The organism is Hymenobacter sp. J193 (assembly GCF_024700075.1).
Lineage (GTDB): Bacteria > Bacteroidota > Bacteroidia > Cytophagales > Hymenobacteraceae > Hymenobacter.
The window spans coordinates 3,215,140-3,238,679 of the sequence record NZ_JAJONE010000001.1; the positions used below are offsets into that span (position 1 = coordinate 3,215,140).

A 23,540-nucleotide genomic window follows, 5' to 3' on the forward strand; every position below is an offset into this window, starting at 1 on the left:
TCATGAGTTAGTTTCGGACCTTGCCGCCGATGCGTCACTCATTCACTCACTCACTGATTTACCGCATGGGCCAGATTGCACTGGAAGGCATGGAGTTCTTCGCGTTTCACGGCTACTACGACGAGGAGCAGAAAATCGGGAATAAGTACGGCGTCGACCTCTACATCCGCACTGACCTGCATGCAGCCGGCCAGTCGGACAACCTGCAGCAGACGGTGAACTACGAAGTGCTGTACCGCGTGGTGCGGGAGGAAATGCTGGCCCCGGCACGGCTGCTGGAGCACCTTGGGCACCGCGTTATCGACAGGATAATGGCAGAATTCCCGTACGTGCGCTCCGTGAAGGTGAAAGTAGCTAAGTTCAACCCGCCGCTGGGCGGTATCTGCCACCGCGCCCAAATTACGCTGGTGCGTAAGCGGGCCGGGCAACGGTAGCAACGTTTCTCAGGTCTTGAGGGGAAATAGCTGATTTTCAAGCTTGTTTTTCCTCAACTGAAATAGTATACGAAATAAATCGTAGGATAAATTTGCTTCTACGATTTCCTTCGTATATGTTTGATGTACGAACCAATTCGTATGACTAATCTTTCTGAGCTATGAGCAAATCACCCCCGGCCAAACCCACGGAATCGGAGCTGGAAATTCTGCATGTGCTATGGCAGCACGGCCCCAGCACTGTCCGCTTCGTGAACGACTACCTCAGCGAAAAGCGGGAGATAGGCTACACCACCACCCTGAAGCTGTTGCAGCTGATGCTGGACAAGGGCCTGGTGCTACGCGACGACGACAGCAAAACCCACGTGTACCGCGCCGCCGTGCGCCAGGAAGAAACCCAGGGCCTGTTGCTTGACCGGTTTCTGGACGCCACATTTGGCGGCTCGGCTCTGAAAATGGTGATGCAGGCCCTGGGCAACCGTAGCACCTCCCAGGAGGAGCTAAACCAGATCCGCCACCTGCTCGACGAAATCGAAAACCAAAACGACTCCGCCCAATGAACTGGCTCGAACACACGTTGTCGCCCGCGCTGGTGCGGGCTTTGGGTTGGACGCTCGTTCACTCCCTGTGGCAGGGCGCCGTGGTAGCCCTGGCCCTGGGCGGCCTGCTGCTGGTGCTGCGCCGGCACACAGCCGCCGTGCGCTACCGCGTAGCCGGCCTCGCGCTGGGTACTATGCTGCTGCTGGCTTCTGTCACCTTTGGGCGCTATTACTACGCCGCGCTGGCTGAGGTGCCGTCGTCCTTCCAGGCGAGCAATGATGCCAACGTGCGGCTGGCTTCCTGGCAGGCTACCGGCGCCCCAACTATAGCCTCGGCCGAAGCTCCGGCGCTAGTCGTGCCCGATGAGGCCGCCCCGCTTGGCCCACTGGCTGCCTGGCAGCGGTATTTCGAGCAGAATCTGCCCGTGCTGGTAACGGTCTGGCTGCTGGGGCTCTTGGCCATGACGCTGCGCCTGCTGGGCGGGCTGGCCTACGTGCAGCGCCTGCGCCACTATCGGGTGCAGCCACTGGGTGTAGAGTGGCTGCACCGCCTGGGGGCCCTGGCCGAAAAGGCGAATCTGCAGCGCCCAGTGGCTTTGCTGGAATCGGCGCTGGTGCGCGTGCCCATGGTGGTCGGCCACCTGAAGCCGGCCATTCTGCTGCCGCTGGGCACGGTAACGGGCCTGAGCAACACCTATCTGGAAGCTATTCTCGCCCACGAGCTGGCCCACGTGGCCCGCCGCGACTACCTGATGAATCTGGTGCAGTCGGTGGCGGAAATCCTGTTCTTCTACCACCCTGCCGTGTGGTTTGTGACGGCTACTATGCGAGTGGAGCGCGAAAACTGCTGCGACGATACGGCTACGGCTCTGGTGGGGGGCAACCCGCTCACGCTGGCCCGCGCCCTCACCGCCCTGGCCGAGCTGAACCTTTCGCCGCGCCACACCCCTCAACTAGCTATGGCTGCCGTGGGCAGCCGCGGTACGCTCCTGGGCCGGGTGCGCCGACTGGTGCAAGGCCGCACGGCGCCCACCTTCACGGAGGGCTTTATGGCGGCTTGCGTGGTGCTGGGCGGCTTGATGCTGCTGACCACCGCCGTAGCCCTGGCCGACCCACGCCCCCTCACGCACCCCCGCAACCCGCTGGGCAACCTGTTGCCGGACGCTTTCACCTCCGAAGACACGACCAAGCAGCAGTCGACTTCTACCACGTCCTCTACCAGCACCGAAACAACGACTCCGCTGGTTGCCAAAGTACCGGCCGAAGTGGAAGCCACGGACGAAACGCCGACCAATGACAAACCCCGCCGCAAAGGCACACGCAACCGCTCCTCCGAGCAGGTGGTGATAGTGGAAGGCGCCGGCCGCCGGTTTGGGCCAGGTCGTGAGGCCAGCACGGTAGTTATCGAGAAAGACAAAAAAGGCCGCGTAACGAACCTGATGGTGAACGGCCAGCCCGTGGAAACGACGGCCAAGCCCGGCAGGAAAGCCAAAACGTCCACCCAGGTTATTCGGGTAGCGCCCAACGGTTACGTGCTGCGCAACGAGCCCAATGAGGCATTTCAGTTCCAGTTCGGCAATGGGCCCGCGCCGCAGGTGTGGATGCAGGTGCCCAACCAGCGGGATATGGCTACGCTCCGGCAGTTGTCGCGTGCCCAGGCCGAACGGGAAAAAGGCCGTTTCTGGCTGAAACGCGGCGGTCAGGGGCACACGTTCTACCTCGATGGCACGCAGTCATTTGGGGGCAATGAGAACTGGACGGAGGTAACTGATGAAGCTCTGCGCCAGGCCGAGCTGAAGCTTAACAAGGCTTACCGCGAAGCCGACAGCGAAGAAGAAAAAGACCGGATTCAGGAAGCCCGGGAGCGGCTGCACGAGCAGCGGGCGGAGCTGCGCGAGCGGCTCTCCGACGCCCGGCAGAACGCCGACGATACCCGCAACAGCGCGCAGAAGCGCCAGGTAGATGAAGCCATGCGCCTGCACGACGAGGCTATGCGCGAGCATGACCGCGAAATGCGCGAGCACGACGACGACATGCGCGGCTTCGATGAGACAATGCGCGTCCATGACGAAGCCATGCGGGAGCACGATGAGGAGATGCTCCGCGCCGATGAGGCCCGCCGGGCAGACAACAAGGTGGAAGAGGCCCTCAGCCGGCAGATGCTGAGCGACGGGCTGATCAAAAACCGCAACAGCTATCAGCTGAGACTGAATGCCCGGGAAATGACGGTAAACGGCAAAAAGCTGCCGGCCGCCGTGCGCGACAAGTACCTGCGCCTGTTTGCCGCCAAAGCGGGCCGCAAGCTCACCACCGGCTCGTTCGTGATAACGCGCCGCAGCAATAGCACCAGCCGCGGCTATGTAAGCCCACCGGCTCCGCCCCGGCCGCCTCAGGTTCCTCGCGCACCCCAGGGGTTCCAGGCTCCTCGGGCCCCGCAGGCACCCCGCGCCGCGGACGCCCCCGCCCCACCAGCGCCGCCCGCCCCTCCGCGCCTCGATTCCAACCGCATCTGGCAGGAGCTGCGCAAGGATGGCCTGCTCGGAGCCACGGAAAAAAGCTTCCAGTTTCAGCTCAGCGACGAAGGCCTGAGCGTGAATGGCAAAACCCAATCAGCCGAAATGGCCCGCAAATACCGTAATATGCTCGATATGCCTGAGCCGACGGAGGGCCGAAAAAGCAAGCAAACCTTCCAGATTTCAGTGAGTGAATAATGGATGCAGAAAGCCGGTGGCACGTGAAGCCGCCGGTTTTTTTGTGCCTATTGTTCAGCCAGAGGCAACGGTTGCGGGGACGGCGGCATCTATGGCTGCACTCCGCTGCCGGCCTGCTGGCCGCATCCGCCCTGACCTCTATAAACTTCGCTTCGGTCTACCATCTACTTTCTTTTTCCTTCTCCATGTTACGTGCAGGTTTCCTGTTGCTGGCTGGGCTGAGCTTGGTGCTCAGCAGCGCCCTGGCACAAACCGCCCCCGCGCCCGCCCCGGCCCCCATTCCTGCCGTCGTGCGCCAGCTGCAGGCCGTGCGCATCAGCGAAACCATCAAGCTGGATGGCCTGCTCGATGAGCCCATCTGGCAGCAGGCCCCAATAGCTACCGACTTCATTCAGAACCGGCCCAACCCCGGTCCCCACGAAAAGCACCCCACCGAGGTGCGCATCCTCTACGATGATGCCGCCATCTACGTGGGCGCCATTATGCACGACGTGGCCCAGGACTCCATCTTCCGGGAGCTGGGGGAGCGGGACAACCTGCCCAACACCGACTTTTTCGGCATCTTCCTCGATACGTACCGCGATAAAATCAACGGCTACGGCTTCTTCGTGACCACGGGCGGGGTGCAGGCCGATGCGCGCTACTCGCCCGCCAGCGGCGAGGATTTCGCCTGGAACGCCGTGTGGGACTCGCGCACCGCCATCCGCGGCACCGACTGGATAGCGGAAATGCGCATTCCGTACTCGGCCATTCGCTTCAGCACCCAGGCCGAGCAGTCGTGGGGCCTGCAGTTTATGCGTAACCGTCAAAGTTTGCGCCAGGGCTTTTTCTGGAGTGAGGTCAAGCCGGCCGTGGATGGCTTCGTAAACCAGTGGGGCGTGCTCACGGGTTTGCGCGACATCAAGCCCCCGCTACGCCTTTCGCTCACGCCCTACATTTCGGCCTACGCCAACCACTACCCCTATAAGGAGCAGGGCACGCGCAACACCAGCACCAGCTTCAACGGGGGCGCCGACGTGAAGTGGGGCATCAATGAAAGCTTCACGCTGGACGCCACGCTGGTGCCCGACTTCGGGCAGGTGCAGAGCGACAACCAGGTGCTGAACCTTTCGCCCTTTGAGGTACAGTTCCAGGAAAACCGCCAGTTTTTTACGGAGGGGACCGAGCTCTTCAACAAAGGCAACCTGTTCTACTCCCGTCGCGTGGGCGCTACCCCCATCGGGTTTGGTACGGCCGGAGACAAACTGCGGGCCGGAGGTGAAAATGAGAAAGGCGAGTATATACCGGGCGAAGTTTTGGTGTCGGACCCGGGCGTGACGCGCCTGCTCAATGCCACCAAGATTTCGGGGCGCACCAGCAAAGGCCTGGGCGTGGGCTTGTTTAATGCCCTCAGCAACGACGTGTACGCCATAGCCCGCGACTCGGTGGACGGCAAGGAGCGGCGCATTCTCACGCAGCCGTTCTCGAACTACAACATCTTCGTGCTGGACCAGAGCTTGAAAAATAACTCCTACGTGTCGCTCATCAACACCAACGTGACGCGCATGGGCAGCACCTATGATGCCAACGTAACGGGCGGGCTGTTTCGCTTCTCCAACAAAAAGAACTCCTACGCCATTGATGGCCGGGTGGTATACTCGCGCCGCCGCGGCACCCAGTTCGGCTCCGAGGAAGCCATCGGCGACCAGGATGGCTATAAGTATCAGGTAGGCTTCGGAAAGATCAGTGGGGCTTTCACCTGGGGCCTGAACCACGGTATCGAGTCGGACCACTACAATCCCAACGACCTGGGTATCCTGTTCGGTAACAACAACATCTCCCAGAATATCTACGCCAACTACAACATTTATAAGCCGTTCTGGAAGGTAAATAACCTGTATAACTGGTTCAACTTCAATCATTCCCTGCTTTACCGGCCCACGCGCTACCAGGATGTCAGCATTGCCGGAGGCACGCAAACAACGTTCACCAAAAGCTTTATTACCACCGGCTTCGATGTGAGTATCGATCCGGCCCGCAACGACTTCTACGAGCCGCGCACGGAGCCGCTGGGCGAGTACTATGTGCGCGTGCCAACCAGAGCCGGCTTCAGTGCTTTCTTTTCAACGGACTATCGGAAGAAGCTGGCCTGGGACCTGAGCGGGGGTACCCGGCAGTACGTGAAGGACGAGCGGCTGGAGCGCCCGCGCCGAACCAGCTATTCGTTGTCGTTTTCGCCGCGCTACCGGGTCAACAACAAGCTCAACTTTCGGTACAGCATAGACTGGGAGCAGAATCAGAACCAGATCGGCTACGTGAATGGCGGGCTCAACAGCAATGAGCCGCTAGACAGGGCCATTATCCGGGAACTGGGGGGCATTGCAGAGCTGGGGCTGCAACCCAAGAACGTGCTTTTGGGCCGCCGCCGGGTGGTGACGGTGTCCAACGTCCTGTCGATGGGCTATACGTTCACCAACCGCATGTCCCTCACCGTGCGCACCCGCCACTACACCAGTACCGTGCGCTACCAGGATTTTGCTCAACTGGGCCCCAACGGTATTGAAAACCCCGTGGACTACCGCCGCAACCGCGACAATACTTTCAACGCCTTCAACGTGGATGCGGTGTACGCGTGGTGGTTTGCGCCCGGCTCGCAGGTGAGCGTGGTGTGGAAAAACGCCGGCTCGACGTTTCTGGAAGCCAACGAGGCCACGCCGCTTTACTTCGACAACCTGAGCAACACCATCAACACGCCCCACAACAACAACGTGTCCATCAAAATCCTGTACTACCTCGACTACCTGACGCTGCGCAAGCTTCGCTCGTAGTCAGCTAGCAGCGTACTTTGCGTCCCGGCCCGTTGGTGCCGGGGCGCTTTTTCGTTTTCTCCACCCCGTTCATTTTTCATGAAAATTCTTGTATCCGGTGCCCTGTTGGCGCTGCTGCCCCTGACCTCGGCCCTGGCGGGTTCGGAGCTAACCTACACCGTCAGCATCGACCCGGCCCGCTCCACCGACGAGTTTCAGGTGACGCTGCAGCTACCCAAAAAGCTGAAGAAAGACCAGGCCATCTACCAGTTTGCCTCCACCGCGCCGGGCACCTACCAGGTAATGGATATGGGCCGCTTCGTGCGCAAATTCGAGGCCTTCGATAAGGATGGAAAGCCGCTGGAAAGCAAGCAGCTCTCCACCAACCAGTGGCAGCTGGCCGACCCCACGCACACCCGCGAAATCCGCTACACTATTGCCGAAACCTGGGATACGCCGGTCAAGGACCACCGGATTTACCGCATGTGCGGCTCTTCGCTGGAGCAGGACCATGCTCTGCTCAACGGCCAGACCATTCTGGGCTATCCGCAGGGCATGCAGGGCCAGCCGCTCCGCCTGAAAATCAACTACCCCAGCGGGTGGCAAGCCGGCTCGGCCCTCACGCCCGATGCCCAGGGCTACTACCACGCCAAAAATTACGACCAGGCCGTAGACTCGCCCATCCTGCTCGGCCGCCTCACTGAGGCGACCACCAAACTCGGCGACGCCGAAGTGGCTCTGTACTGCTACTCCAAAACCGACCTGATCAAGGCGGGGCCGCTGCTGGCCGATATGCAGAAGATGCTGGGCGCCGCGCAAAGCTTCTTGGTGCAGCTGCCGGTGAAGCGCTACGCGTTTCTGTACCATTTCGAAGACCAAAGCCAGGGTGCCTGGGAGCATTCCTACAGCTCGGAGTACACCCTGAAGGAGCAGCCGCTCACGCCCGAGTACGCCCAGCAGATTACCGACATGGCCGCCCACGAGTTCTTTCACATCGTGACGCCGCTCAACATCCACTCCGAAATTATTGAGCAGTTCAACTTCGTGCAGCCCACCGGCTCCCAGCATTTGTGGCTCTACGAAGGCACCACGGAATGGGCCGCCCACATGATGCAGCTGCGCGGCGGCCTCACCACTCTCGACGACTACCTTACTACCCTGCACGACAAAGTAGCCTACGACCACCTGCGCGCCGATACCACTTACTCGCTCAAGCGTCTGGGCCTGCAGTCCTTCACCGACGAAGGCCAGCAGCAGTACGGCAATATTTACCAGCGCGGGGCCATGACGGCGGCTTTGCTGGATGTGCGCCTGCTGGAGCTTTCGGGCGGCAAGCGTGGCCTACGCGACGTGCTGCTGGAGCTGGCCAAAAAGTACGGACCCAGCAAGCCGGTGAGCGAGCAGAATTTCTTCGATGATTTCACCAAGCTGACTTATCCCGAAATCCGGGACTTCTTCACGCGCTACGTGGAAAACGCCGAGCCGCTGCCGCTGCAGGAGTACTACGCCAAAGTGGGTATCCGCTACGATGCCAGCCTGCGCACCGGCCGCCAGCTGGCGTCTTTGGGCACTAATAGCTACGGTATGCTGCCCGCCGGCATTGGGTTTACCGAAGTGAGTTCTACGCTGCAGGCCTGCGGCGTGAGCAAGGGCGACCAGTTCGTGGCCTTCAATGGAGCCGTTATTGCTCCGGAAACCATCCGCCAAACCCTCACGGCCATGCAAAGCGGCGCGCCCGGCACGGAAGTGGAGCTAACCATCCGCCACGACGGTGCGGAAAAGAAAGTCCGCTGCCGCACCATAGCCCGCGACGAAGTAAAGCGCTACAACTTTGCCCTCGACCCGCAGGCCACCCCCGCCCAGCTGGCCCTGCGCCAGGCCTGGCTGAAAAACCTGTAGGTAGCTTACACTTGCCGAAAAGCCCTCTGACATTTAGCAGAGGGCTTTTTTATGCGTTTAGATTACAAGCCCAGCAGCTCAGTAGCGGCGCCAAAGGCGGAGCGCTGCCCGCTAAGCACCTGCTGGCGCACGGTGTCAAGCTGGGCCAGCACGGCGGGGCGGGTGTAGAACTGCTCTTCCAGTCCCTGCCGGATGGCCTCATGCAGCCATTGCAGGTGTTGCTGCTGGCGACGCTGCTCGAAGTAGCCGTTTTGCCGGGCATGCTGCACGTAGCGCTCCACTTCCTGCCATACCTCGGGCACGCCCGCGCCCGAAAGGGCCGAGCAGGTAGTCACGGGTGGGCTCCAGCCCGAAGAGCCCAGCGGAAACAGGTGCAGGGCATTCTGGTACTCGCGGCGGGCCCGGCGGGCGGCAGCTTCGTTGGGGCCGTCGGCTTTGGTGATGGTTACGGCGTCGGCCATTTCCATGATGCCGCGCTTGACGCCCTGCAGCTCGTCGCCAGCGCCGGCCAGCATCAGCAGCAGAAAAAAATCGACCATGCCGTGAACGGCGGTTTCGCTCTGGCCCACGCCCACGGTTTCTACGAAAATTACGTCGTGGCCGGCGGCCTCGCAGAGCAGCATGGCTTCGCGGGTGCTGCGCGTGACGCCGCCCAGGGAGCGGCCCGCCGGCGAGGGCCGGATGTAGGCCTGCGGGTGCATCGACAGCTGCTGCATGCGGGTTTTGTCGCCCAGGATGCTGCCGCCGCTGCGGGGCGAGCTGGGGTCCACTGCCAGTACGGCGAGGCGCTTGCCCTGGCCCACGAGGTGCAGCCCCAGGGCTTCGATGAACGTGCTTTTCCCCACGCCCGGTACGCCCGTAATGCCCAGGCGCACGGCGCGCCCGGTGTGGGGCAGCACCTGGTCGAGGACCTGCTGAGCCAGGTGCTGGTCGCTGGGCAGGGTGCTTTCTACCAGCGTAATGGCCCGGCTCAGCACGAGGCGGTTGCCAGCCAGCAGGCCGTCGGTATATTCAGAAACGGAAAAGCGCTTGGCCAAGAGAGGAATACTGTAGCGTAAGCTTTAGCTTGCGGCAGGTGAGAAGCGGGGCCTGACCGTACGTGGCCGGCCACTGCAGGCTGGCATACGCAACCGGGCGCCGGCCTACCGCCGCAAGCTAAAGCTTACGCTACATTTTTTGCTATGAAGCACCTTTCTTATTGGCTGGCGGCCGCGCTGCTGGGAGCACCGCAACTGCTGCAGGCCCAAACCGACTTCAGCAACTTCGCGCAGGTAGGCCGGGGCGGGCTGGGCGTCACCTTCGCCACCGATTACCAGGCCATCGGCGTCAACCCGGGCAATCTGGCGCGGGTAGGCTCGCCCAAAATTGCCTTCACGGTGGGCGAGTTTGGCTTGGGCATAGGCTCCCAGTCGCTCACGCGCGCCACCATCAAGCGGTTCATCGACGCCTCGGGCCGGGAGCTGACGCAGGCCGAAAAGCAGGGGCTGGCCCGCGACTTCACCTCTGACCAGGCGCTGAACCTGAACGCCGACGCCACAACCGTAGCGGTATCGGTGAGTCTGCCGGTGTTTGGTACGGTGGCTTTCAGCAACCGGCAGCGGCTGAGCTCCCACGTAGGCCTCAATAAGAATGCGGCCGAAATCATGTTCCTGGGCCAGGATGCGCCTATTTTCCAGAACTTCGACCCGTCCACGGCCCCGTTGGTTTCCGAGGCCCTCGACGGCACCAGGATTCAGCTGGCCTGGTACAACGAATTCAACTTCGCCTTCGGGCGCCAGCTGGTAGATCTGCCAATGTTCCGGCTGTCGGGCGGCGTGGGCTACCGCTACATCCAGGGCGTAGGCGTGCTCGACGTGCAGGTGACCGATGGCAAATCCACGGCGTACTCGGCGCTTTCCCCGCTGTTCGACGTCGATTATGGCAAGGTGGCCACACAGCCGGGTTTCAACCTGCGGGAGCGGGCCAGCGGCCTGCAGCCCGTGGGGGAGGGACACGGCTTCGATGTAGGCCTAGCTATGGAAGCGGGCAAGCTGCTGCGCGTAGGCGTATCCATCACCGACATTGGCCGGATGAAGTGGGACGGTAACCTGCTCACGGCCCAGGACCAGCGCATCAAGCAGCTCCAGTCCGATGGCGTCGACAGCTACGACTTCTTCACGGAGGCGGCCCGCATCTTCGCGGCCGGTACCGACAGCCTGTTTGTATACCAGCCGGGCCAGGAGCTGAAGAAAGATCTGCCTACCAAGCTGCGCATAGGCGCGGGGCTGCGCGTGAGCGAAAACCTGGAAGCCGGCGTGGAAGTCTCCACCCCGCTCAACCAGATTGCCGGAAGCCTGCCCAATACCTTTGTGGGGGCCGCGCTGGACTATAAGCCTTGGCACTGGCTGCGCCTGAGCAGCGGCGTAAACGGCGGTGCCGGCTACGGTTTCGGTATTCCGCTGGGAATCACGCTCACCACCCCCATCTACGAAGCCGGTATCAGCACCCGCGACGTGACCGGGCTGCTATCCAAGTCGAACCCCTACGTATCGGGCGCCGCCGGCTTCCTGCGGTTCCGGTTTGGCAAGACGCAGTAGGGGCGGGGCATCATGCGAAAACCGGGACGTCATGCTGAGCTTGTCGAAGCATCTCTCCCGCTTCGTTGCCATGTTATTCAGACGAAGCGGGAGAGATGCTTCGACAAGCTCAGCATGACAACGAAGCAACTGCCTACCGGATAAAGTTGGGCAGGCCGAGGCGGCTGCGGCGGCCGGCCAGGTGCAGGCCTTCATCCACGTACTGGCACGCCTGCCCGGCGGCGTTAGGGTTCTGAATTACGCCCAGGTACGGGTTGTCTTCGCGGGCCACATAGATGCGGCCATCGGGACCGAGCAGCATCGAGCCCACTTTGCGGTTGGCTGACTTGCCTACGCTCACGGCCTGACCGGTGCGCAGATCGAACTGCCAGATCTGAGCGTCGCCGCCGCCCACGCCGTTGCTGGTGCCGTAGAGCTTGCTGCCATCGGGCGAGAACTCCACGCCGTAGGCTTCCTCGTAAGGCCCAAACTGGCGTGGGTTGCTCACCAGACCCGTGTTGCGGTCGAAGCTGAAAACCTCGAACTTGTTGGTTTCGCGCCACATGGCCGTAGCCAGCTGGGTGCCGTCGGGCGAGAACTTCAGGCAGCCGATGGCGTTGCGGCCCGGCCCGGCGTACATGCTTCCCACGTTGCTCAGAATGGGCGTGGCGTCTACACCCTCGGCTGTCACACGGTAGGTCACAAAGGCATTGGAGTTCCAGCGGTGCGCCACCACCCACACATCGCGGCCATTGGCGTGGGGTACGGCGGCCAGCTTTTCGGCTACCGGTGTGATGAGCAGCAGATTGGCGCGGGGTACGTCGCCGAGGCCATTGTCGCGGGTGAGGTCTACCACCGAGTAGCGCAGGCCGTTGCCGTGGCCCTGCAGATCGGTGGTAAAGATGTAGAACACGTTGGCGCTGCCGGGGTCGGGCACGATAAGGGCACTCTGGGCGCTGCTGGCGTCGCCCATCAGGCGGCGGCCGTTGGGCATGAGGCGGTGCTCCCGGTTCCAGACGTTCACGCCGTTAGTGTAGAACAAGAGCTGGCCCTGAGCGTTGGTGGCCACGGCGCAGCCCTCGTAGGTGTTCATCTTGCCGTCCAGGAGTGGGGTGGGCTGCCCGCCGGCAAAGCTCAACCCTGCCTGATTGCCGAAATACCAGATACTTTGATTGACCTGCGCCACGGCTGCCAGGAGCGGCAGGCAAAGCAAAGCACACAGAAAAAACAGTCGTTTCATACGCAGAAAGCCTGGTCGCCCTGATACGCCGACCCCGGCCGCAGCGTTAAAACGCAATTTCGTGCCAAAGTGGTGTTCAATGAAAATGGCTGTCATTACTTCGCTTTGCTCGCCATGCCACACTCCCCACCTTATCACATCAGCACATTCAACCACATCAGCACATTCAAAACGCCCACTCACCGGCCAGCAGGCGCGGGGAGCAGCGGCTGGAGGATGCGGTAGCTGGCGCCCCAGAGCGGGTAGTTGTTGCCCACGCGGTAGAAGGGCACGCGGCGTGCGTCGGGCCAGCCGGGCAGCTGCCAGATTTCCTCCGTGTGCGTGGCCGCGTCGGCAAGATGGCGCAAGGGTATTTCCAGCACTTCATCGATTTCAGCGGCCTGCCACTGCCATACCTCCGGCCGGCGGATGCGCCCCAGGTAAGGCGTAATGCGAAAGCCCGAAGGCACATCCACCGTGGGCAGCTGCGTTAGAACTTCCACATTGGCAGGGGAGAGGCTGACTTCTTCCTGGGCTTCACGCAGGGCCGTGGCCTGCAGGTCGGCATCGGCGGGCTCGGGCTTGCCGCCGGGGAAAGCCAGCTGGCCGCCGTGCACCCCAAAGGCAGCGCGGCGCACCATCACCACGTACAGCTCGCCGGCCGCGTCGCGGAAGATGGGCACCAGCACGGCTGAGTCGCGCAGGTTGGCGGGCATCGGAATATCATCCAGAGAACGGGGAGCAGACATGTTGCCAAACTACGGCAATTTAAAGCCTGGTGCTCGTTGGTTATGCGTTCTGTCTGTATTTCTCCGAAAGAAGCTGCCTGGCTAACTCGCCGGACCCTCGGCCCCCGAAGCCTGGAATTCCTGCTTCGTTTGATGGCCGAAGTTTACGGACCCACGGCGTAGCTGCCCTCGGCGGTAACGTCCACGGTAGGCAGTTGGCGGTGCTGCTCGAAGTAGCGGAAACCGGGAGCCAGCTCCCGCCAGAAGCTGTGGTGGGGGCTGTGGGCGCGGGCCGTAAGGTTGGTGGGCGTGAGGTCGAAAGGGAAAATATGCACCGGAATCTGCTCCTGACCGCCCGTGCGGGCTTCTACCAGCAGCACGTACAGCTCCTCTATTTTGTCGTCGGTGATGGGCAGGCAGCCGATAGTGACGTTGGAGCCGTGGATGAAGATGTCGCCGCCCGGGTGCTGCGGGTCGCTGCGCTGGCGGTCGGCGGCGTTGGGGTAGTTCAGGCCCAGAGACAGGTGAAAGGTGCTGCTGGGGTTGAAACGGTCGATGAAATAAAACCCCTCGGGCACTTGCAGGTCGCCCTCCCGGCGCTTGGGGCCCAGCGTGCCCGAGGTGGCCGCAATGTGGTAGGCGCGCAGCAGCTGGTAGGAGCCCTGGCCGCTGGTGCGCCCCCACACTTCCAGCTGCCGCCGGGTTTTTATGGCCCGCACAAACAGCTCTGGCCGCTGCGGATCGATGCCATGCTTCACGAAAAGCGCCTGCACTGTACTACCGTGGTGCTGGTAAGCCGCCCGCACCCGCGAAAACTGCAGCTGATCTTCCCGAAACGACCATTGCGGCTGCCCGCACGTAGCCAGCAGCACGCCGGCCCAAACTATCAATAGACGCATAGGTGCTTGTGAGCTGCTGAACCCCGCCCCGGGCCGTTCAGGCAAGCTGCCAACGATGAGGTAACGCCGGAAAAATACGGCCTAGTATGTACTCTATATATAGAAAGAAAAAGAAAAAAATCAGCCCACGCGGCGGGCAACGGCAAGCGGCCGGGGCGGCTTACCTTTGGCCGCCTATTTACCGGCCTGCCGCGTGACTTTGCTGCCCCACCACTACGATGTTCTAATTCTGGGAGCCGGGCCGGCTGGAACCGCGGCGGCCCTGGCTTTACACGGCCATGGTCTGCGCGTGGCGCTGGTAGACAAAGCCCGCTTCCCACGCGACAAGGTGTGCGGCGATGCTATTCCGGGCCCCACGCTTACGGCCATCCGGCGCCTTTCGGAAAGCTGGTACCAGGAGTTGGTGGCCGTGCAGCCCCAGGCGCCGGCCAAAGCCAGCCGGCTGGTAGGGCCCGCCGGGCAGGAGCTGGTAGTCCATTGGCAGAACCCCACGTTCAACAGTCCACGCCAGGATTTCGACTTCCAGCTGCTGCAGCTGGTGCGCCGCCACACCCAGACTACCATCCTCGAAAACCACGCCGTGCGCGACGTACGCACCGATGAGCAAGGCGTAGAGCTGGTATTCGCCGACCCTACGCAGCCGCCTCTCTCGGCCCGGTTGCTGCTGGCCTGCGACGGAGCCAACTCCGTGGCCGTGCGCAAGGTGCTGCCCCGTCCCCTCGACCGGCGCTACCACTGCGCGGCCGTGCGCGCCTACTACACCGGCCTCACGGGCTTCGATGAGCACACGAGCGAGTTTTACTTTCTGCGCGACTTTCCGGCTGGCTACTGCTGGGTGTTTCCGGTGGGCGGAGGAGTGTACAACGTGGGATTCGGGCTGTTGTCGGCGCAGGTAGCCGAGCGGCGGATAGATATGAAGCAGGCCCTGGCGCAGCTGCTAAAGCAACATCCGCAGCTGGCTGGGCGGTTTGCTGGGGCCCGGCAGCTGTCGGAAGTAGCCGGGTTTGGCTTGCCGCTGGCGGGGCGCCGTTTGCCGCTGGCCGCGCCGGGCTGCCTGCTGGCCGGCGACGCCGCTTCGCTGATCGATCCGCTACAGGGTCACGGCATCGATAAGGCGGTGATTAGCGGTATGCTGGCAGCAGAGCAGGCCGTGCGGTGCTTCCGGACGCAGGATTTCAGCCTTGCTTATTTACGGCAGTATGAAGCAGCCGTGCAGCAGAAGCTGGGCCGCCGTCTGCAGCGTAGCTACCGGTTCATGCGCCTGCTGGCGGCGTGGCCGGGTTTGCTGCAGGTGGGTTTCTGGCTGGCCCGGCAGCCTGGTCTGCTGCACCGGCTGGTGCGGCTGATTAGCTAAGGTGTTGCGTTCGGGGCGTTTTATTAACTTTCCGTCGGGCTCCGCGTTTGTAAAAGCAGGGCGGTCCTTCGTCTTAGCTATCCGGTTTGCCCGTGCCTTCTGTTGCTTTCACCTTCCTGCGTCTGGTTCTGCTGGCAGTCCTGCTGTGCGGTGGAAGCCTGCGCTCAGCGCACGGAGCCGCTACCGATAGGGCCAAGTACTACCTGCGCGCTACCGATAGCAACCCGCACCCGCAGTGGCGGATTTTAGAGGCCGCTTACCAGGCCGCCCTAACCCCGGCCGACGACCATGCGCCCGGCGTTGGCGGTGCTTGCTGGGTTCCGGCAAACAGCGTCGGGGTGCTCCTGGCTTACATCTGCCTGCCCTACGTTGCCGCTACGGCTGCTGCTCCGGTGGTAGGTTCGCCCGGGCAGGTGCGGCGGCTGCGGGCCAGTGTGTTTCCCAACGCGCCGTAGCTAGCGTCTTCTGACGAACTACCTTCTTACAACGGCCACGCCGCGCCCGGTTTTGAGGCTGTGCGGCTTGTTGGCTGGTATTTCCGGCCATCGGTGGTTCCTATGTAAGCAGAAAACGGCCGCTTGTGCTACTCCAGCAACTATTCCTCAACCTTGTGCAAGGCTAAAAACTACCTCGCCTTCACGGAACCCAACCTCTTATGCAAAGCATCAATCCGGAAACCCAGGCTGCCTTCGATACCATCAGTGGAGGGCGCCGCTGGGTGCGTCGTCAGGGAATACAGGTTGCTCTGGTGGTGGCGGGTATTTTTTCCGCTGCCCTGGGCCTCAAAGGCTTCCTGCTCCCCAACGAGTTCATCGACGGCGGCGTAACGGGTATTTCCCTGCTGACCAATCAGCTCACTGGCGTGTCGTTGTCGCTGCTGATTGTGGTCATCAACATTCCTTTCATCATCCTGGGGTACTTTCAGCTGGGCCGCGCCTTTGCCGTGCGCACGTTTCTGGCCATTCTGGGGCTGGCGCTGGTGCTGCTGGTTATATCCTTCCCGGTGCTGGCCAAGGACAAGCTGCTGATTGCCGTGTTCGGGGGCTTTTTCCTGGGCGCTGGCATCGGGCTGGCCATGCGTGGCGGGGCCGTGCTCGACGGCACTGAAATCCTGGCCGTTTATATCAGCCGCAAAACCCCGCTTTCCGTGGGCGACATTATCCTGGTTATCAACATCCTGATTTTCGGGGTGGCGGCTATTCTGCTGTCCATCGACACGGCGCTGTATTCCATTCTGGCTTACCTCTCGGCGGCCAAAACCATCGACTTCATCATTGAAGGCATTGAGGAGTACACCGGCGTCACCATTATTTCGCAGCGCAGCGAGGAAATCAGGCGCATGGTAACCGAAACCCTTGGCCGCGGCGCCACGCTCTATTCCGGCAAAAGCGGCTACGGCTCCCGCGGCGACCGGCTCCAGGGAATCGACATCATCTTCACCGTCGTGACCCGCCTGGAAGTGGGCCGCCTCACCGAGGAAATCGACAAGCTCGACCCGCAGGCCTTCGTGGTGATGAGCAGCGTGCGCGAAACCAAGGGCGGCCTCGTGAAAAAACGCCCCCTGCATTAGGTTGAGTGGTTATAAGCCGACAAAACAACCACTCAACCATGAAGCCATTTATCATATAGCACAAAAAAGCCCTGCCGGGAGGACGGCAGGGCTTTTTGCTTGGGGTGGTGATGAAAGCCGGGCTAACCTTAGTAGAGGTAGTTCAGGGCTATTTTGTCGTTGGCATTGAAGGGACGGTTTACGCCGCTACCCACGCAGGCCAGCATCCAGGAGTTTGGGTCGGCAGCGGAAGGCGTGCCCGAAATACGGATGGCGCCTACCGTGCTGGCCCCTTCATTGGTGTATGCACCGCCGCAGCTATATGCCCGGTTCATGTAGTCGGTGTGGCGGAAGCCGATGCAGTGGCCGGCTTCGTGGGCCAGAATGGTGGCCAGATAGTTGGTGCCGGGGTTGGAGCCCAGGTACGTGGAGTTCACCACCACCTGGCTGTAGGGGTTGCCACCCGAGGTTGGGAAGCCTGCTGAAGCCAGGTAGGAGGCGCCGCTGGGCGCCTTGGTAAACACGATGTTGCCGCCCGTGCTTACGCGCTGGAAGCGGAGCGTCAGGTTTTCGGCGTTGTAGCGGCGAACCACTTCGTCGATGGCCGTTACGTAGGCCGAAGGCAGCGTGGAGCTTACCGACAGGGTGATGGTGCGTGGGCCGCGTACCAGATACGTGGTACGATACTGCTCTTCTTCGCCCACGCGCAGCAACTTGCCGTCGGCATACTTGTTTTTCAGGTCGCTGGCCGACAGGCGGATGTCACCTTCTACAATGTAATCGGTGCCTTCGCGCTTTACATCGTGGGTGCTGAAGCCCAGAGCGCGAATCTGTGAGAGGGTTTCCTCACTGGGCGCATCATTCTTGGCTACTTCCTCTTGCTTGCTGCAGCTGGAGAATAGAGCGGTTCCAGCCATCAATAGGGCGGATACGAGTAGTTTTGCGTTTTTCATGAAAAAAAGAAAGTTTTTTGGGGTGATGGTTGAAAAGAGTCCTCAAATCTACCTTCGTTTTTGAAATATTTGCAAAACAACAAAATCTTATACAGGCCATTTACGAAGCCATTATGCACAAATCAGGCTTCGTTGATTTATGAAATAACACGATATGATCATATAAAATAACAATAAGCCGAGTCAGCTGTTTTGTGCTAACAACTGTTCGTAAATGCTTTGTGCTTAGCGGTATCATCAGCCCAGTGCCAGTGCCAACCTAAGCAGTAGACTTTTCGGGCTGGCCCGCCTAAGTGCTACCCGCGCAGCCAGATCAATACGGAAGGTTTGCTGCATATAGCGCCATATTTATGTACTTCGCGTATGCACCGCCACGACCAGATTCACAGGCTTATTTTCCTTTTCTCATGACGTTTTCCTCTGCCCGCCCCGAAGATCTGTTGATTGATGCTGCCCGCCGGGGCAGCGTAGCCGACCTCCAGGAGTTGCTTGCCCAGTCGCCTCTGGATATCAACGGCCAGAACGGCAAGGGCTTCACGCCGCTTATCGTGGCCTCGTATGATGGGCAGGTGGAAGCCACGGAGTTTCTGCTCCAGCACGGCGCCGACCCCAACGTGCAGGACCTGTCCGGCAACACGGCCCTGATGGGCGTTTCCTTTAAAGGCTACCCCGAAGTGGCCCAGCTGCTCATCCAGCACGGCGCCGACCTGAACCTGCAAAACGGCAACGGCGGCACGGCCCTCATGTTTGCCACCCTGTTTGGCCGCCACAACATCCTGCCCCTGCTGCTCGAAGCCGGCGCCGATACCTCCCTGCGCGACGTGCGCGGCCTCACGGCCCGCGACCTAGCCGTGCAGCAAGGCAACGAGTACGCCCTGTCGGTGCTGCCGGAATAGCACTTGCCTCAGAAACGCCGCAGCCCCCGTTACCGCAACACGTGCGGCAGCGGGGGCTGCTTCGTGTAAAGTAGCGCGCTGGTTAGTTGATGCTGCGTACCGTACCCCCGTCCACGCGCACGGCGGTGCCGTTGGTAGCCGAGGCCAGCGGGCTGCTCAAAAACACCACCATGCTGGCAATTTCCTCGGGCGAAGAAAAGCGCTGAAGCAAAGAAGAGGGGCGGGCGTGCTGAAAAAAGTCCTGCTCGGCCTGCTCCCGGGTTTGCCCTTCGGCCGCCAGCTTGCCCAGAAACTCCTGTACGCCCTCGGAAGCGGTAGGGCCCGGCAGTACGGAGTTTACAGTCACGTTGGTGCCCTTCGTGAGCTCGGCCAATCCGCGGGCCACGGCCAGCTGGGCCGTTTTGGTAGTGCCGTAGTGAATCATTTCCTGCGGAATCTGAATGGCCGACTCGCTGGAGATGAACAGGATGCGGCCCCAGTTCCGGGCCAGCATGGAAGGGAAGTAGTGCCGGGATAGGCGCACCCCGCTCAGCACGTTTACCTCGAAAAAGTGCAGCCAGTCCTCATCCGTAATTTCGGCGAAAGGCCTGGGCTCGAAGATGCCTACGTTATTGATAAGAATATCCACGGCGGGTACTGCCTGCAGCAGGCGCTGCACGTCGGCGGCCTGCCCAAAATCGACGGCGACACCCTGCACGCGGGCGTGCGGCGTTTCGGCTAGAATTGCGGCGCGGGCCGCTTGCAGCCGGGCTTCGGTGCGGCCCGTGAGAATAACTTCGGCGCCCTCGGCGGCCAACTGGCGGGCAATAGCCAGGCCGATGCCAGCCGTGGAGCCCGTGACCAGGGCGCGTTTGTCGGTGAGTTGTAAGTCCATAAGAAAAGCAGGTTGGTTGAAATGCTATCAGCCTATAACCTGTCAGCCGGGCTTTTGTCACAGGCCGCGGCCAACCCCGACGAAGGCCAACGCGTTAAGTACCGGTGCTGGTCGAGCTATCATCCAGCGCATTCCGCTTCCTCTAACCCAACCCGTTCAGCCATGAGCTCCCTCAGCCGCTACGCTCCCTACATCTACGCCCTGCTGCGCATTGTGGTAGGATTGCTCTTTGCTTTCCACGGCAGCCAGAAGCTGCTGGGCTTCCCCGGCGACAAACCGCCCGTAGAACTGGCTTCGATGATGGGCGTGGCCGGTATCATTGAGCTGGTGGGTGGGCTGCTGGTGGCCTTAGGCTTGTTTACCCGTCCCGCCGCCTTTCTGTCCAGTGGCCTGATGGCGGTAGCTTACTTCATGGCGCACGCACCCCAGGGAGCATTGCCCTTGGTGAACCAGGGCGAAATGGCCGTTCTGTACTGCTTTGTGTTTCTCTACATCTTCTTCCAGGGGCCCGGCCCGTGGAGCCTCGATAGTCTGCGACACCGGAGTACCGCTGCCGGGTAACCATTGCGTTTTGTTGAATGCCTGGCCGGTCCGCCTCTATCAGGAGTGCGGGCCGGCTTTTTGCTAATCATAACCCTCGCCGCCGGATACATGATTGTGTGAGGCGTAGTCTGCTTGCTTCGGATAAACCGCCGTCTACCTTTGAGCCTCAACTCCTGGCTATGCTTTACACCCCCGAGGTTCACATCAAACAAACGGAAGTCCTGTCCGACAACTGGTACACCCTGCGCAAAATCACCTTCGATATCCGGCAGCCCAACGGGGAGTGGAGCACCCAGAACCGCGAGGCCTATGACCGGGGCAACGGCGCCGTGATTCTGCTCTACAGCCGCGAAAAGCAGGCCGTGGTGCTGACGCGGCAGTTTCGGATGCCTACCTACCTCAACGGCAATGCCTCCGGGATGCTGATTGAAGCCTGCGCCGGCCTGCTCGACCAGGACAATGCGGAGGACTGCATCCGGCGCGAAACCGAGGAAGAAACCGGCTACCGGGTGCGCAACGTCACCAAAGTGCTGGAGGCCTACATGTCGCCGGGCTCGGTAACCGAAATCCTGTACTTCTTCGTGGCCGAGTACGCCGAGGAGCTGCGGGTGCACGCCGGGGGCGGGGTGGAGCACGAGCAGGAAAGCATAGAGGTGCTGGAGCTGCCCTTCGCCGAAGCCCTGCAAATGGTGCAAACCGGCGCCATCAAGGACGCCAAAACCATCCTGCTGCTGCAATACGCACAGCTGAACAACCTGCTAGGGTAAGCTAGCCAAGCCACACGGTATCTTTCCGAAGCCCTGCGGCGTGTTGGGGATTTAGTGCAACCGCCATTTGCGTCATGCTGAGCTTGCCGAAGCATCTCTACCGCTGCGTTGCACTGGTATTCAGGCGAAGCAGTAGAAATGCTTCGGCAAGCTCAGCATGACAATTTTCTAACACGCTCTTAGCCCTCAGCGGGCCGTCAGGAACCGCTGGCGTAGCCACCGCCGCACGGGCTCGTCGTAGAGCTTGAGGGCGGCGTAGGCCAGCCCTACGGCCGCTACGAAGGTGAGCACCGCTACTGGCAGGGCCTGCTGCCAGGAAGGCTTGTGCGTGCTAACCCAGCCGGTGTAGGTGTAGATGAAGGGATAGTGGGTGATGTAGAGCGGGTAGGAAATATCGCCGAAGAACTTGCACACCCGCGCCGGTACCCGTCCCGTCACCTGCCCGCTGGCACCCAGCCACACAATCAGGGGGAAAACCAGGATGATGCTGAGGGAGTCGTAGAGGCCGTTTTGCCAGAGGTGGTCGGCCCCGCCCACGCGGGGGAAGGCCAGCACCAGCAAAAGCAAGAGGCTGCACAAACCAAACGCGTACTTCACCCGGCCCAGGCGCGCCACCCGGCACAGCAGCAGCCCACCAAAAAACGGAAACAGCATCCGCGTGAAGCCCACGCGCAGCTGCTCGGCATCCAGCGACCAGCCCCCGATAACGTCGCCGGCCGGGCTGGTGACGGCGAAGTGAATGAGGGCCGCACCCGTGAGGGCGACCAGCACGGCCAGCGCCGCGTTGGAAAACTTGCGCACACCCAGGGCATACAGCAGGTTGGCGATATACTCGTAGAACAGCGACCAGCCCGGCCCGTTGAGCGGGTGCATCTCGTGCCAGCCCCGAATATCCATCGACAGCGGCACGGGCAGCAGGGTGCAGCCAATGAGCATCACCACCAGCACCAGCCAGCCAGGCACCTCGCTGATGCCGGGCCACAGCGGCGAATCCTGGAAGTAGTACAGCGCGGCCCCCACCACCATGCCCAGCACCACCAGCGGCTGCAGCCGAATCAGCCGCACCTTGAAGAACTCCTTGAGCGTCATTTGCTGCCAACGGTCGTCGTAGGCATAGCCAATCACGAAGCCGGAAAGCAGAAAAAAGAAATCCACGGCCAGGTAGCCGTGGTTGATGCGCTGGTCGAGGTGGCTGGTGGCGTGGGCCTCAAACAGGTGGAAAGCCACCACCGTGAGGGCCGCCACGCCCCGCAGCCCGTCCAGAATGGCGTAGTGCGGCTTGGTGCTGAGCGTGGGGGCAGTGGGTTCGGCCAGGAGTTGGGTCTGCATACGCGAATGTAAGCGGCGCCCGGTTGCGGAACCAACTATCTGGTGCCGCCTTCTGGAACCTCAACCCTGATAGAAGGGACGTCATTCCGAGCATGTGGCGCATCAAGCCTGGGACCGAGGAATCCCGCGTGCTGATGGTACCATCCTGTTGTCATGCTGAGCGCAGTCGAAGCATCTCTACCGCTTCGTTGCACTGGTTTTCAGACGAAGCGGTAGAGATGCTTCGACTGCGCTCAGCATGACGGTCTGATGGCGCTCGGAATGATGGGCTTTAGGTTGCCGGAATGACGTTCTAGAAGCCTTTTCAGCCGTTGTGCTACTCCACTACCTCCACGTGCAGCCGCACGGCAGTGGGGCCGGCGGCGTGGCTGGCCAGCAGGTATTGGCCCGTGCCCAGCGTGGCGGCGGGTACCAGCACCGGCTCGGGACCCGTGACGGTAAAGGGTGTGCCCCCGCCCGCGTCGGGGGCCAGTACCAGCTGCACGCTCACGCTGGCCTCGGCTTCCCGTACCCGCAGGCGCAGGGTGGAGGTGGCCGTGAGCAGGGTTTCGAGCAAAAGGGTTTTGAGGGCGCCGGTTTTGAGGGTCAGCTCGTGGGTTTCGGGGCCGGCCGCGGCGGGCGCGGTGAGGCGGTAGAGCTGCTGCTTGGCGTAGTCGCCCACGAAGGCCACCTTGGCGGCCTCGCTCACCTGCCGGCCGAAGCCGTAGGCCGCGTTTTGGAGCTGCACAAACCCGTCGCCGTCCTCCACGTTGGTGCCCTTCTTCATTTCCTGGGTGGTGTTGGCCTGCGTGAGCTGGTCGGGGAGGGCCTTGAGGGCCGTGAGCTTGGCCGCCGAAAATCCTTTGGCGGCCAGGGCCACCTTGTCGCGCTCGGCGGCGGCAGCGGCCAGCTCCAGCAGCTCCCGCATCTTGTCGTGGTTGTCGCGGGCTTTCAGGTAGAGCTTCTTGCCGTACTGGTCGAGGCGGGCCTTGTTGCCGGGGTAGGCCTGCTCCACAAAATAAAACAGGCCCTGCACCTGGGTGCGGGCCTTTTCCATCACGGCCTCCACGGCCTGGGTGTCTTCTTTCAGCTCGCCCACGCGGCCGGCGCCGGGCGTGGCGGCATCGGCGGCATCGAGGGCGGCGGCCCAGCTGGTGCCGAACGCGGCGGTAAAGCTGGGGTTGAAGGCCGCAAACGCGGCCTGGTCGGTGAGGTAGTGCCCCTGCATGGTGCGCATCTGCTGGCGCATGGTCGCATCGGAGCCGGTGTAGAGGCGGGTAATAGGTTCTGCGTGTTCCATAAAGCGTTGAAATAGTGAAGGGTTAAAGCGTGAAATAAGAATAGGAAGTATCTGATATAAAGTCAAGCATCTACCCTTGCTCACCGGTGTGAACGGGCATAGAAACGGTGTGAAGGTCCGTAGAAGTGGTGTGAAGAACCCTAGAAACGGTGTGAAGCCGTGTAGAAGCGGTGTGAAGCCTCGTAGAAACGGTGTGAAGACCCGTAGAAGCGGTGGAAACGGGCGT

Annotated in this window: 20 protein-coding genes; 12 read left to right on the forward strand and 8 right to left on the reverse strand. The window is 61.6% G+C overall.

The window, feature by feature from the left end:
- Positions 1-65 precede the first annotated feature (65 nt).
- The 5 genes from folB to LRS06_RS14190 all read left to right on the forward strand — a co-directional run bounded on the left by folB (position 66) and on the right by LRS06_RS14190 (position 8,369).
- On the forward strand, positions 66-434 hold the full coding sequence (gene folB, locus LRS06_RS14170; protein WP_257873416.1) for a dihydroneopterin aldolase: 369 nt from the start codon (positions 66-68) through the stop codon (positions 432-434).
- 161 nt (positions 435-595) lie between these two features.
- A complete protein-coding gene (locus LRS06_RS14175; RefSeq protein WP_257872066.1) occupies positions 596-994 on the forward strand; it encodes a BlaI/MecI/CopY family transcriptional regulator in 399 nt (132 codons plus the stop codon).
- Positions 991-3,684 (forward strand): M56 family metallopeptidase, encoded by a 2,694-nt coding sequence (locus LRS06_RS14180; RefSeq protein ID WP_257872067.1) that lies wholly within the window; start codon positions 991-993, stop codon positions 3,682-3,684. Before LRS06_RS14175 ends, LRS06_RS14180 begins: the two co-directional genes overlap by 4 nt.
- Positions 3,685-3,869: 185 nt before the next feature.
- Positions 3,870-6,491: a carbohydrate binding family 9 domain-containing protein gene (locus tag LRS06_RS14185; protein WP_257872068.1), complete on the forward strand. Its 2,622-nt coding sequence runs from the start codon at positions 3,870-3,872 to the stop codon at positions 6,489-6,491.
- 78 nt (positions 6,492-6,569) lie between these two features.
- Positions 6,570-8,369 carry a peptidase gene (locus LRS06_RS14190; protein WP_257872069.1) on the forward strand — a complete coding sequence of 600 codons (1,800 nt, stop codon included), beginning with the start codon at positions 6,570-6,572 and terminating at the stop codon, positions 8,367-8,369.
- A 62-nt stretch (positions 8,370-8,431) separates the two neighbouring features.
- Here LRS06_RS14190 and meaB read toward each other — a convergent pair whose 3' ends face one another.
- Positions 8,432-9,406, reverse strand: a complete 975-nt coding sequence (meaB, locus tag LRS06_RS14195; protein ID WP_257872070.1) for a methylmalonyl Co-A mutase-associated GTPase MeaB — start codon at positions 9,404-9,406, stop codon at positions 8,432-8,434.
- Between the two features lie 144 nt (positions 9,407-9,550).
- Here meaB and LRS06_RS14200 point away from each other — a divergent pair, with 144 nt between their 5' ends.
- Positions 9,551-10,945, forward strand: coding sequence for a DUF5723 family protein (locus LRS06_RS14200; protein WP_257872071.1), 1,395 nt, complete (start codon positions 9,551-9,553; stop codon positions 10,943-10,945).
- A 133-nt stretch (positions 10,946-11,078) separates the two neighbouring features.
- On the opposite strand, the gene LRS06_RS14205 is transcribed toward LRS06_RS14200, so the two are convergent.
- The 3 genes from LRS06_RS14205 to LRS06_RS14215 all read right to left on the reverse strand — a co-directional run bounded on the left by LRS06_RS14205 (position 11,079) and on the right by LRS06_RS14215 (position 13,770).
- The gene (locus LRS06_RS14205) at positions 11,079-12,164 is read right to left on the reverse strand and encodes a WD40 repeat domain-containing protein (RefSeq protein ID WP_257872072.1); all 1,086 of its coding nucleotides are present in this window, start codon (positions 12,162-12,164) and stop codon (positions 11,079-11,081) included.
- Positions 12,165-12,343: 179 nt separating this feature from the next.
- Positions 12,344-12,892, reverse strand: coding sequence for a CoA pyrophosphatase (locus LRS06_RS14210; protein WP_257872073.1), 549 nt, complete (start codon positions 12,890-12,892; stop codon positions 12,344-12,346).
- A 143-nt stretch (positions 12,893-13,035) separates the two neighbouring features.
- Positions 13,036-13,770 (reverse strand): murein L,D-transpeptidase family protein, encoded by a 735-nt coding sequence (locus LRS06_RS14215; protein ID WP_257872074.1) that lies wholly within the window; start codon positions 13,768-13,770, stop codon positions 13,036-13,038.
- 166 nt (positions 13,771-13,936) lie between these two features.
- Here LRS06_RS14215 and LRS06_RS14220 point away from each other — a divergent pair, with 166 nt between their 5' ends.
- The 3 genes from LRS06_RS14220 to LRS06_RS14230 all read left to right on the forward strand — a co-directional run bounded on the left by LRS06_RS14220 (position 13,937) and on the right by LRS06_RS14230 (position 16,694).
- Positions 13,937-15,124, forward strand: a complete 1,188-nt coding sequence (locus LRS06_RS14220) for an NAD(P)/FAD-dependent oxidoreductase (protein ID WP_257872075.1) — start codon at positions 13,937-13,939, stop codon at positions 15,122-15,124.
- Between the two features lie 92 nt (positions 15,125-15,216).
- Positions 15,217-15,579, forward strand: coding sequence for a hypothetical protein (locus LRS06_RS14225; protein ID WP_257872076.1), 363 nt, complete (start codon positions 15,217-15,219; stop codon positions 15,577-15,579).
- Positions 15,580-15,779: 200 nt separating this feature from the next.
- Positions 15,780-16,694 (forward strand): YitT family protein, encoded by a 915-nt coding sequence (locus tag LRS06_RS14230; protein WP_257872077.1) that lies wholly within the window; start codon positions 15,780-15,782, stop codon positions 16,692-16,694.
- A gap of 128 nt (positions 16,695-16,822) precedes the next feature.
- On the opposite strand, the gene LRS06_RS14235 is transcribed toward LRS06_RS14230, so the two are convergent.
- Positions 16,823-17,626 carry a zinc-dependent metalloprotease gene (locus LRS06_RS14235; protein WP_257872078.1) on the reverse strand — a complete coding sequence of 268 codons (804 nt, stop codon included), beginning with the start codon at positions 17,624-17,626 and terminating at the stop codon, positions 16,823-16,825.
- Positions 17,627-18,033: 407 nt separating this feature from the next.
- On the opposite strand from LRS06_RS14235, the gene LRS06_RS14240 reads away from it, so the two are divergent.
- Positions 18,034-18,522, forward strand: a complete 489-nt coding sequence (locus LRS06_RS14240) for an ankyrin repeat domain-containing protein (RefSeq protein ID WP_257872079.1) — start codon at positions 18,034-18,036, stop codon at positions 18,520-18,522.
- 82 nt (positions 18,523-18,604) lie between these two features.
- Here the strand turns inward: LRS06_RS14240 and LRS06_RS14245 are convergent, their stop codons facing one another.
- Complete coding sequence (locus LRS06_RS14245; protein ID WP_257872080.1) at positions 18,605-19,396, reverse strand: SDR family NAD(P)-dependent oxidoreductase; 792 nt, start codon at positions 19,394-19,396, stop codon at positions 18,605-18,607.
- Between the two features lie 162 nt (positions 19,397-19,558).
- On the opposite strand from LRS06_RS14245, the gene LRS06_RS14250 reads away from it, so the two are divergent.
- Entirely contained in the window at positions 19,559-19,957 is a 399-nt protein-coding gene (locus LRS06_RS14250; RefSeq protein WP_257872081.1) for a DoxX family protein, read from the forward strand.
- A gap of 161 nt (positions 19,958-20,118) precedes the next feature.
- Positions 20,119-20,706 (forward strand): GDP-mannose pyrophosphatase NudK, encoded by a 588-nt coding sequence (gene nudK / locus LRS06_RS14255; protein WP_257872082.1) that lies wholly within the window; start codon positions 20,119-20,121, stop codon positions 20,704-20,706.
- Between the two features lie 186 nt (positions 20,707-20,892).
- Here the strand turns inward: nudK and LRS06_RS14260 are convergent, their stop codons facing one another.
- Positions 20,893-22,035 carry an acyltransferase gene (locus LRS06_RS14260; RefSeq protein WP_257872083.1) on the reverse strand — a complete coding sequence of 381 codons (1,143 nt, stop codon included), beginning with the start codon at positions 22,033-22,035 and terminating at the stop codon, positions 20,893-20,895.
- Between the two features lie 316 nt (positions 22,036-22,351).
- Complete coding sequence (locus LRS06_RS14265) at positions 22,352-23,314, reverse strand: hypothetical protein (protein ID WP_257872084.1); 963 nt, start codon at positions 23,312-23,314, stop codon at positions 22,352-22,354.
- Between the last annotated feature and the right edge of the window lie 226 nt (positions 23,315-23,540).

Excerpts from the sequence above, each read along its gene's own strand:
- LRS06_RS14240 (WP_257872079.1), top strand. The coding sequence starts at position 18,034 with ATGACGTTTTCCTCTGCCCGCCCCGAAGATCTGTTGATTGATGCTGCC.
- LRS06_RS14175 (WP_257872066.1), top strand. The coding sequence starts at position 596 with ATGAGCAAATCACCCCCGGCCAAACCCACGGAATCGGAGCTGGAAATT.
- LRS06_RS14180 (WP_257872067.1), top strand. The coding sequence starts at position 991 with ATGAACTGGCTCGAACACACGTTGTCGCCCGCGCTGGTGCGGGCTTTG.
- nudK (WP_257872082.1), top strand. The coding sequence starts at position 20,119 with ATGCTTTACACCCCCGAGGTTCACATCAAACAAACGGAAGTCCTGTCC.
- LRS06_RS14205 (WP_257872072.1), bottom strand. The coding sequence starts at position 12,164 with ATGAAACGACTGTTTTTTCTGTGTGCTTTGCTTTGCCTGCCGCTCCTG.
- LRS06_RS14250 (WP_257872081.1), top strand. The coding sequence starts at position 19,559 with ATGAGCTCCCTCAGCCGCTACGCTCCCTACATCTACGCCCTGCTGCGC.
- folB (WP_257873416.1), top strand. The coding sequence starts at position 66 with ATGGGCCAGATTGCACTGGAAGGCATGGAGTTCTTCGCGTTTCACGGC.
- LRS06_RS14200 (WP_257872071.1), top strand. The coding sequence starts at position 9,551 with ATGAAGCACCTTTCTTATTGGCTGGCGGCCGCGCTGCTGGGAGCACCG.
- LRS06_RS14235 (WP_257872078.1), bottom strand. The coding sequence starts at position 17,626 with ATGAAAAACGCAAAACTACTCGTATCCGCCCTATTGATGGCTGGAACC.
- LRS06_RS14210 (WP_257872073.1), bottom strand. The coding sequence starts at position 12,892 with ATGTCTGCTCCCCGTTCTCTGGATGATATTCCGATGCCCGCCAACCTG.
- LRS06_RS14215 (WP_257872074.1), bottom strand. The coding sequence starts at position 13,770 with ATGCGTCTATTGATAGTTTGGGCCGGCGTGCTGCTGGCTACGTGCGGG.
- LRS06_RS14190 (WP_257872069.1), top strand. The coding sequence starts at position 6,570 with ATGAAAATTCTTGTATCCGGTGCCCTGTTGGCGCTGCTGCCCCTGACC.
- LRS06_RS14260 (WP_257872083.1), bottom strand. The coding sequence starts at position 22,035 with ATGCAGACCCAACTCCTGGCCGAACCCACTGCCCCCACGCTCAGCACC.
- LRS06_RS14230 (WP_257872077.1), top strand. The coding sequence starts at position 15,780 with ATGCAAAGCATCAATCCGGAAACCCAGGCTGCCTTCGATACCATCAGT.
- LRS06_RS14265 (WP_257872084.1), bottom strand. The coding sequence starts at position 23,314 with ATGGAACACGCAGAACCTATTACCCGCCTCTACACCGGCTCCGATGCG.
- LRS06_RS14245 (WP_257872080.1), bottom strand. The coding sequence starts at position 19,396 with ATGGACTTACAACTCACCGACAAACGCGCCCTGGTCACGGGCTCCACG.
- LRS06_RS14185 (WP_257872068.1), top strand. The coding sequence starts at position 3,870 with ATGTTACGTGCAGGTTTCCTGTTGCTGGCTGGGCTGAGCTTGGTGCTC.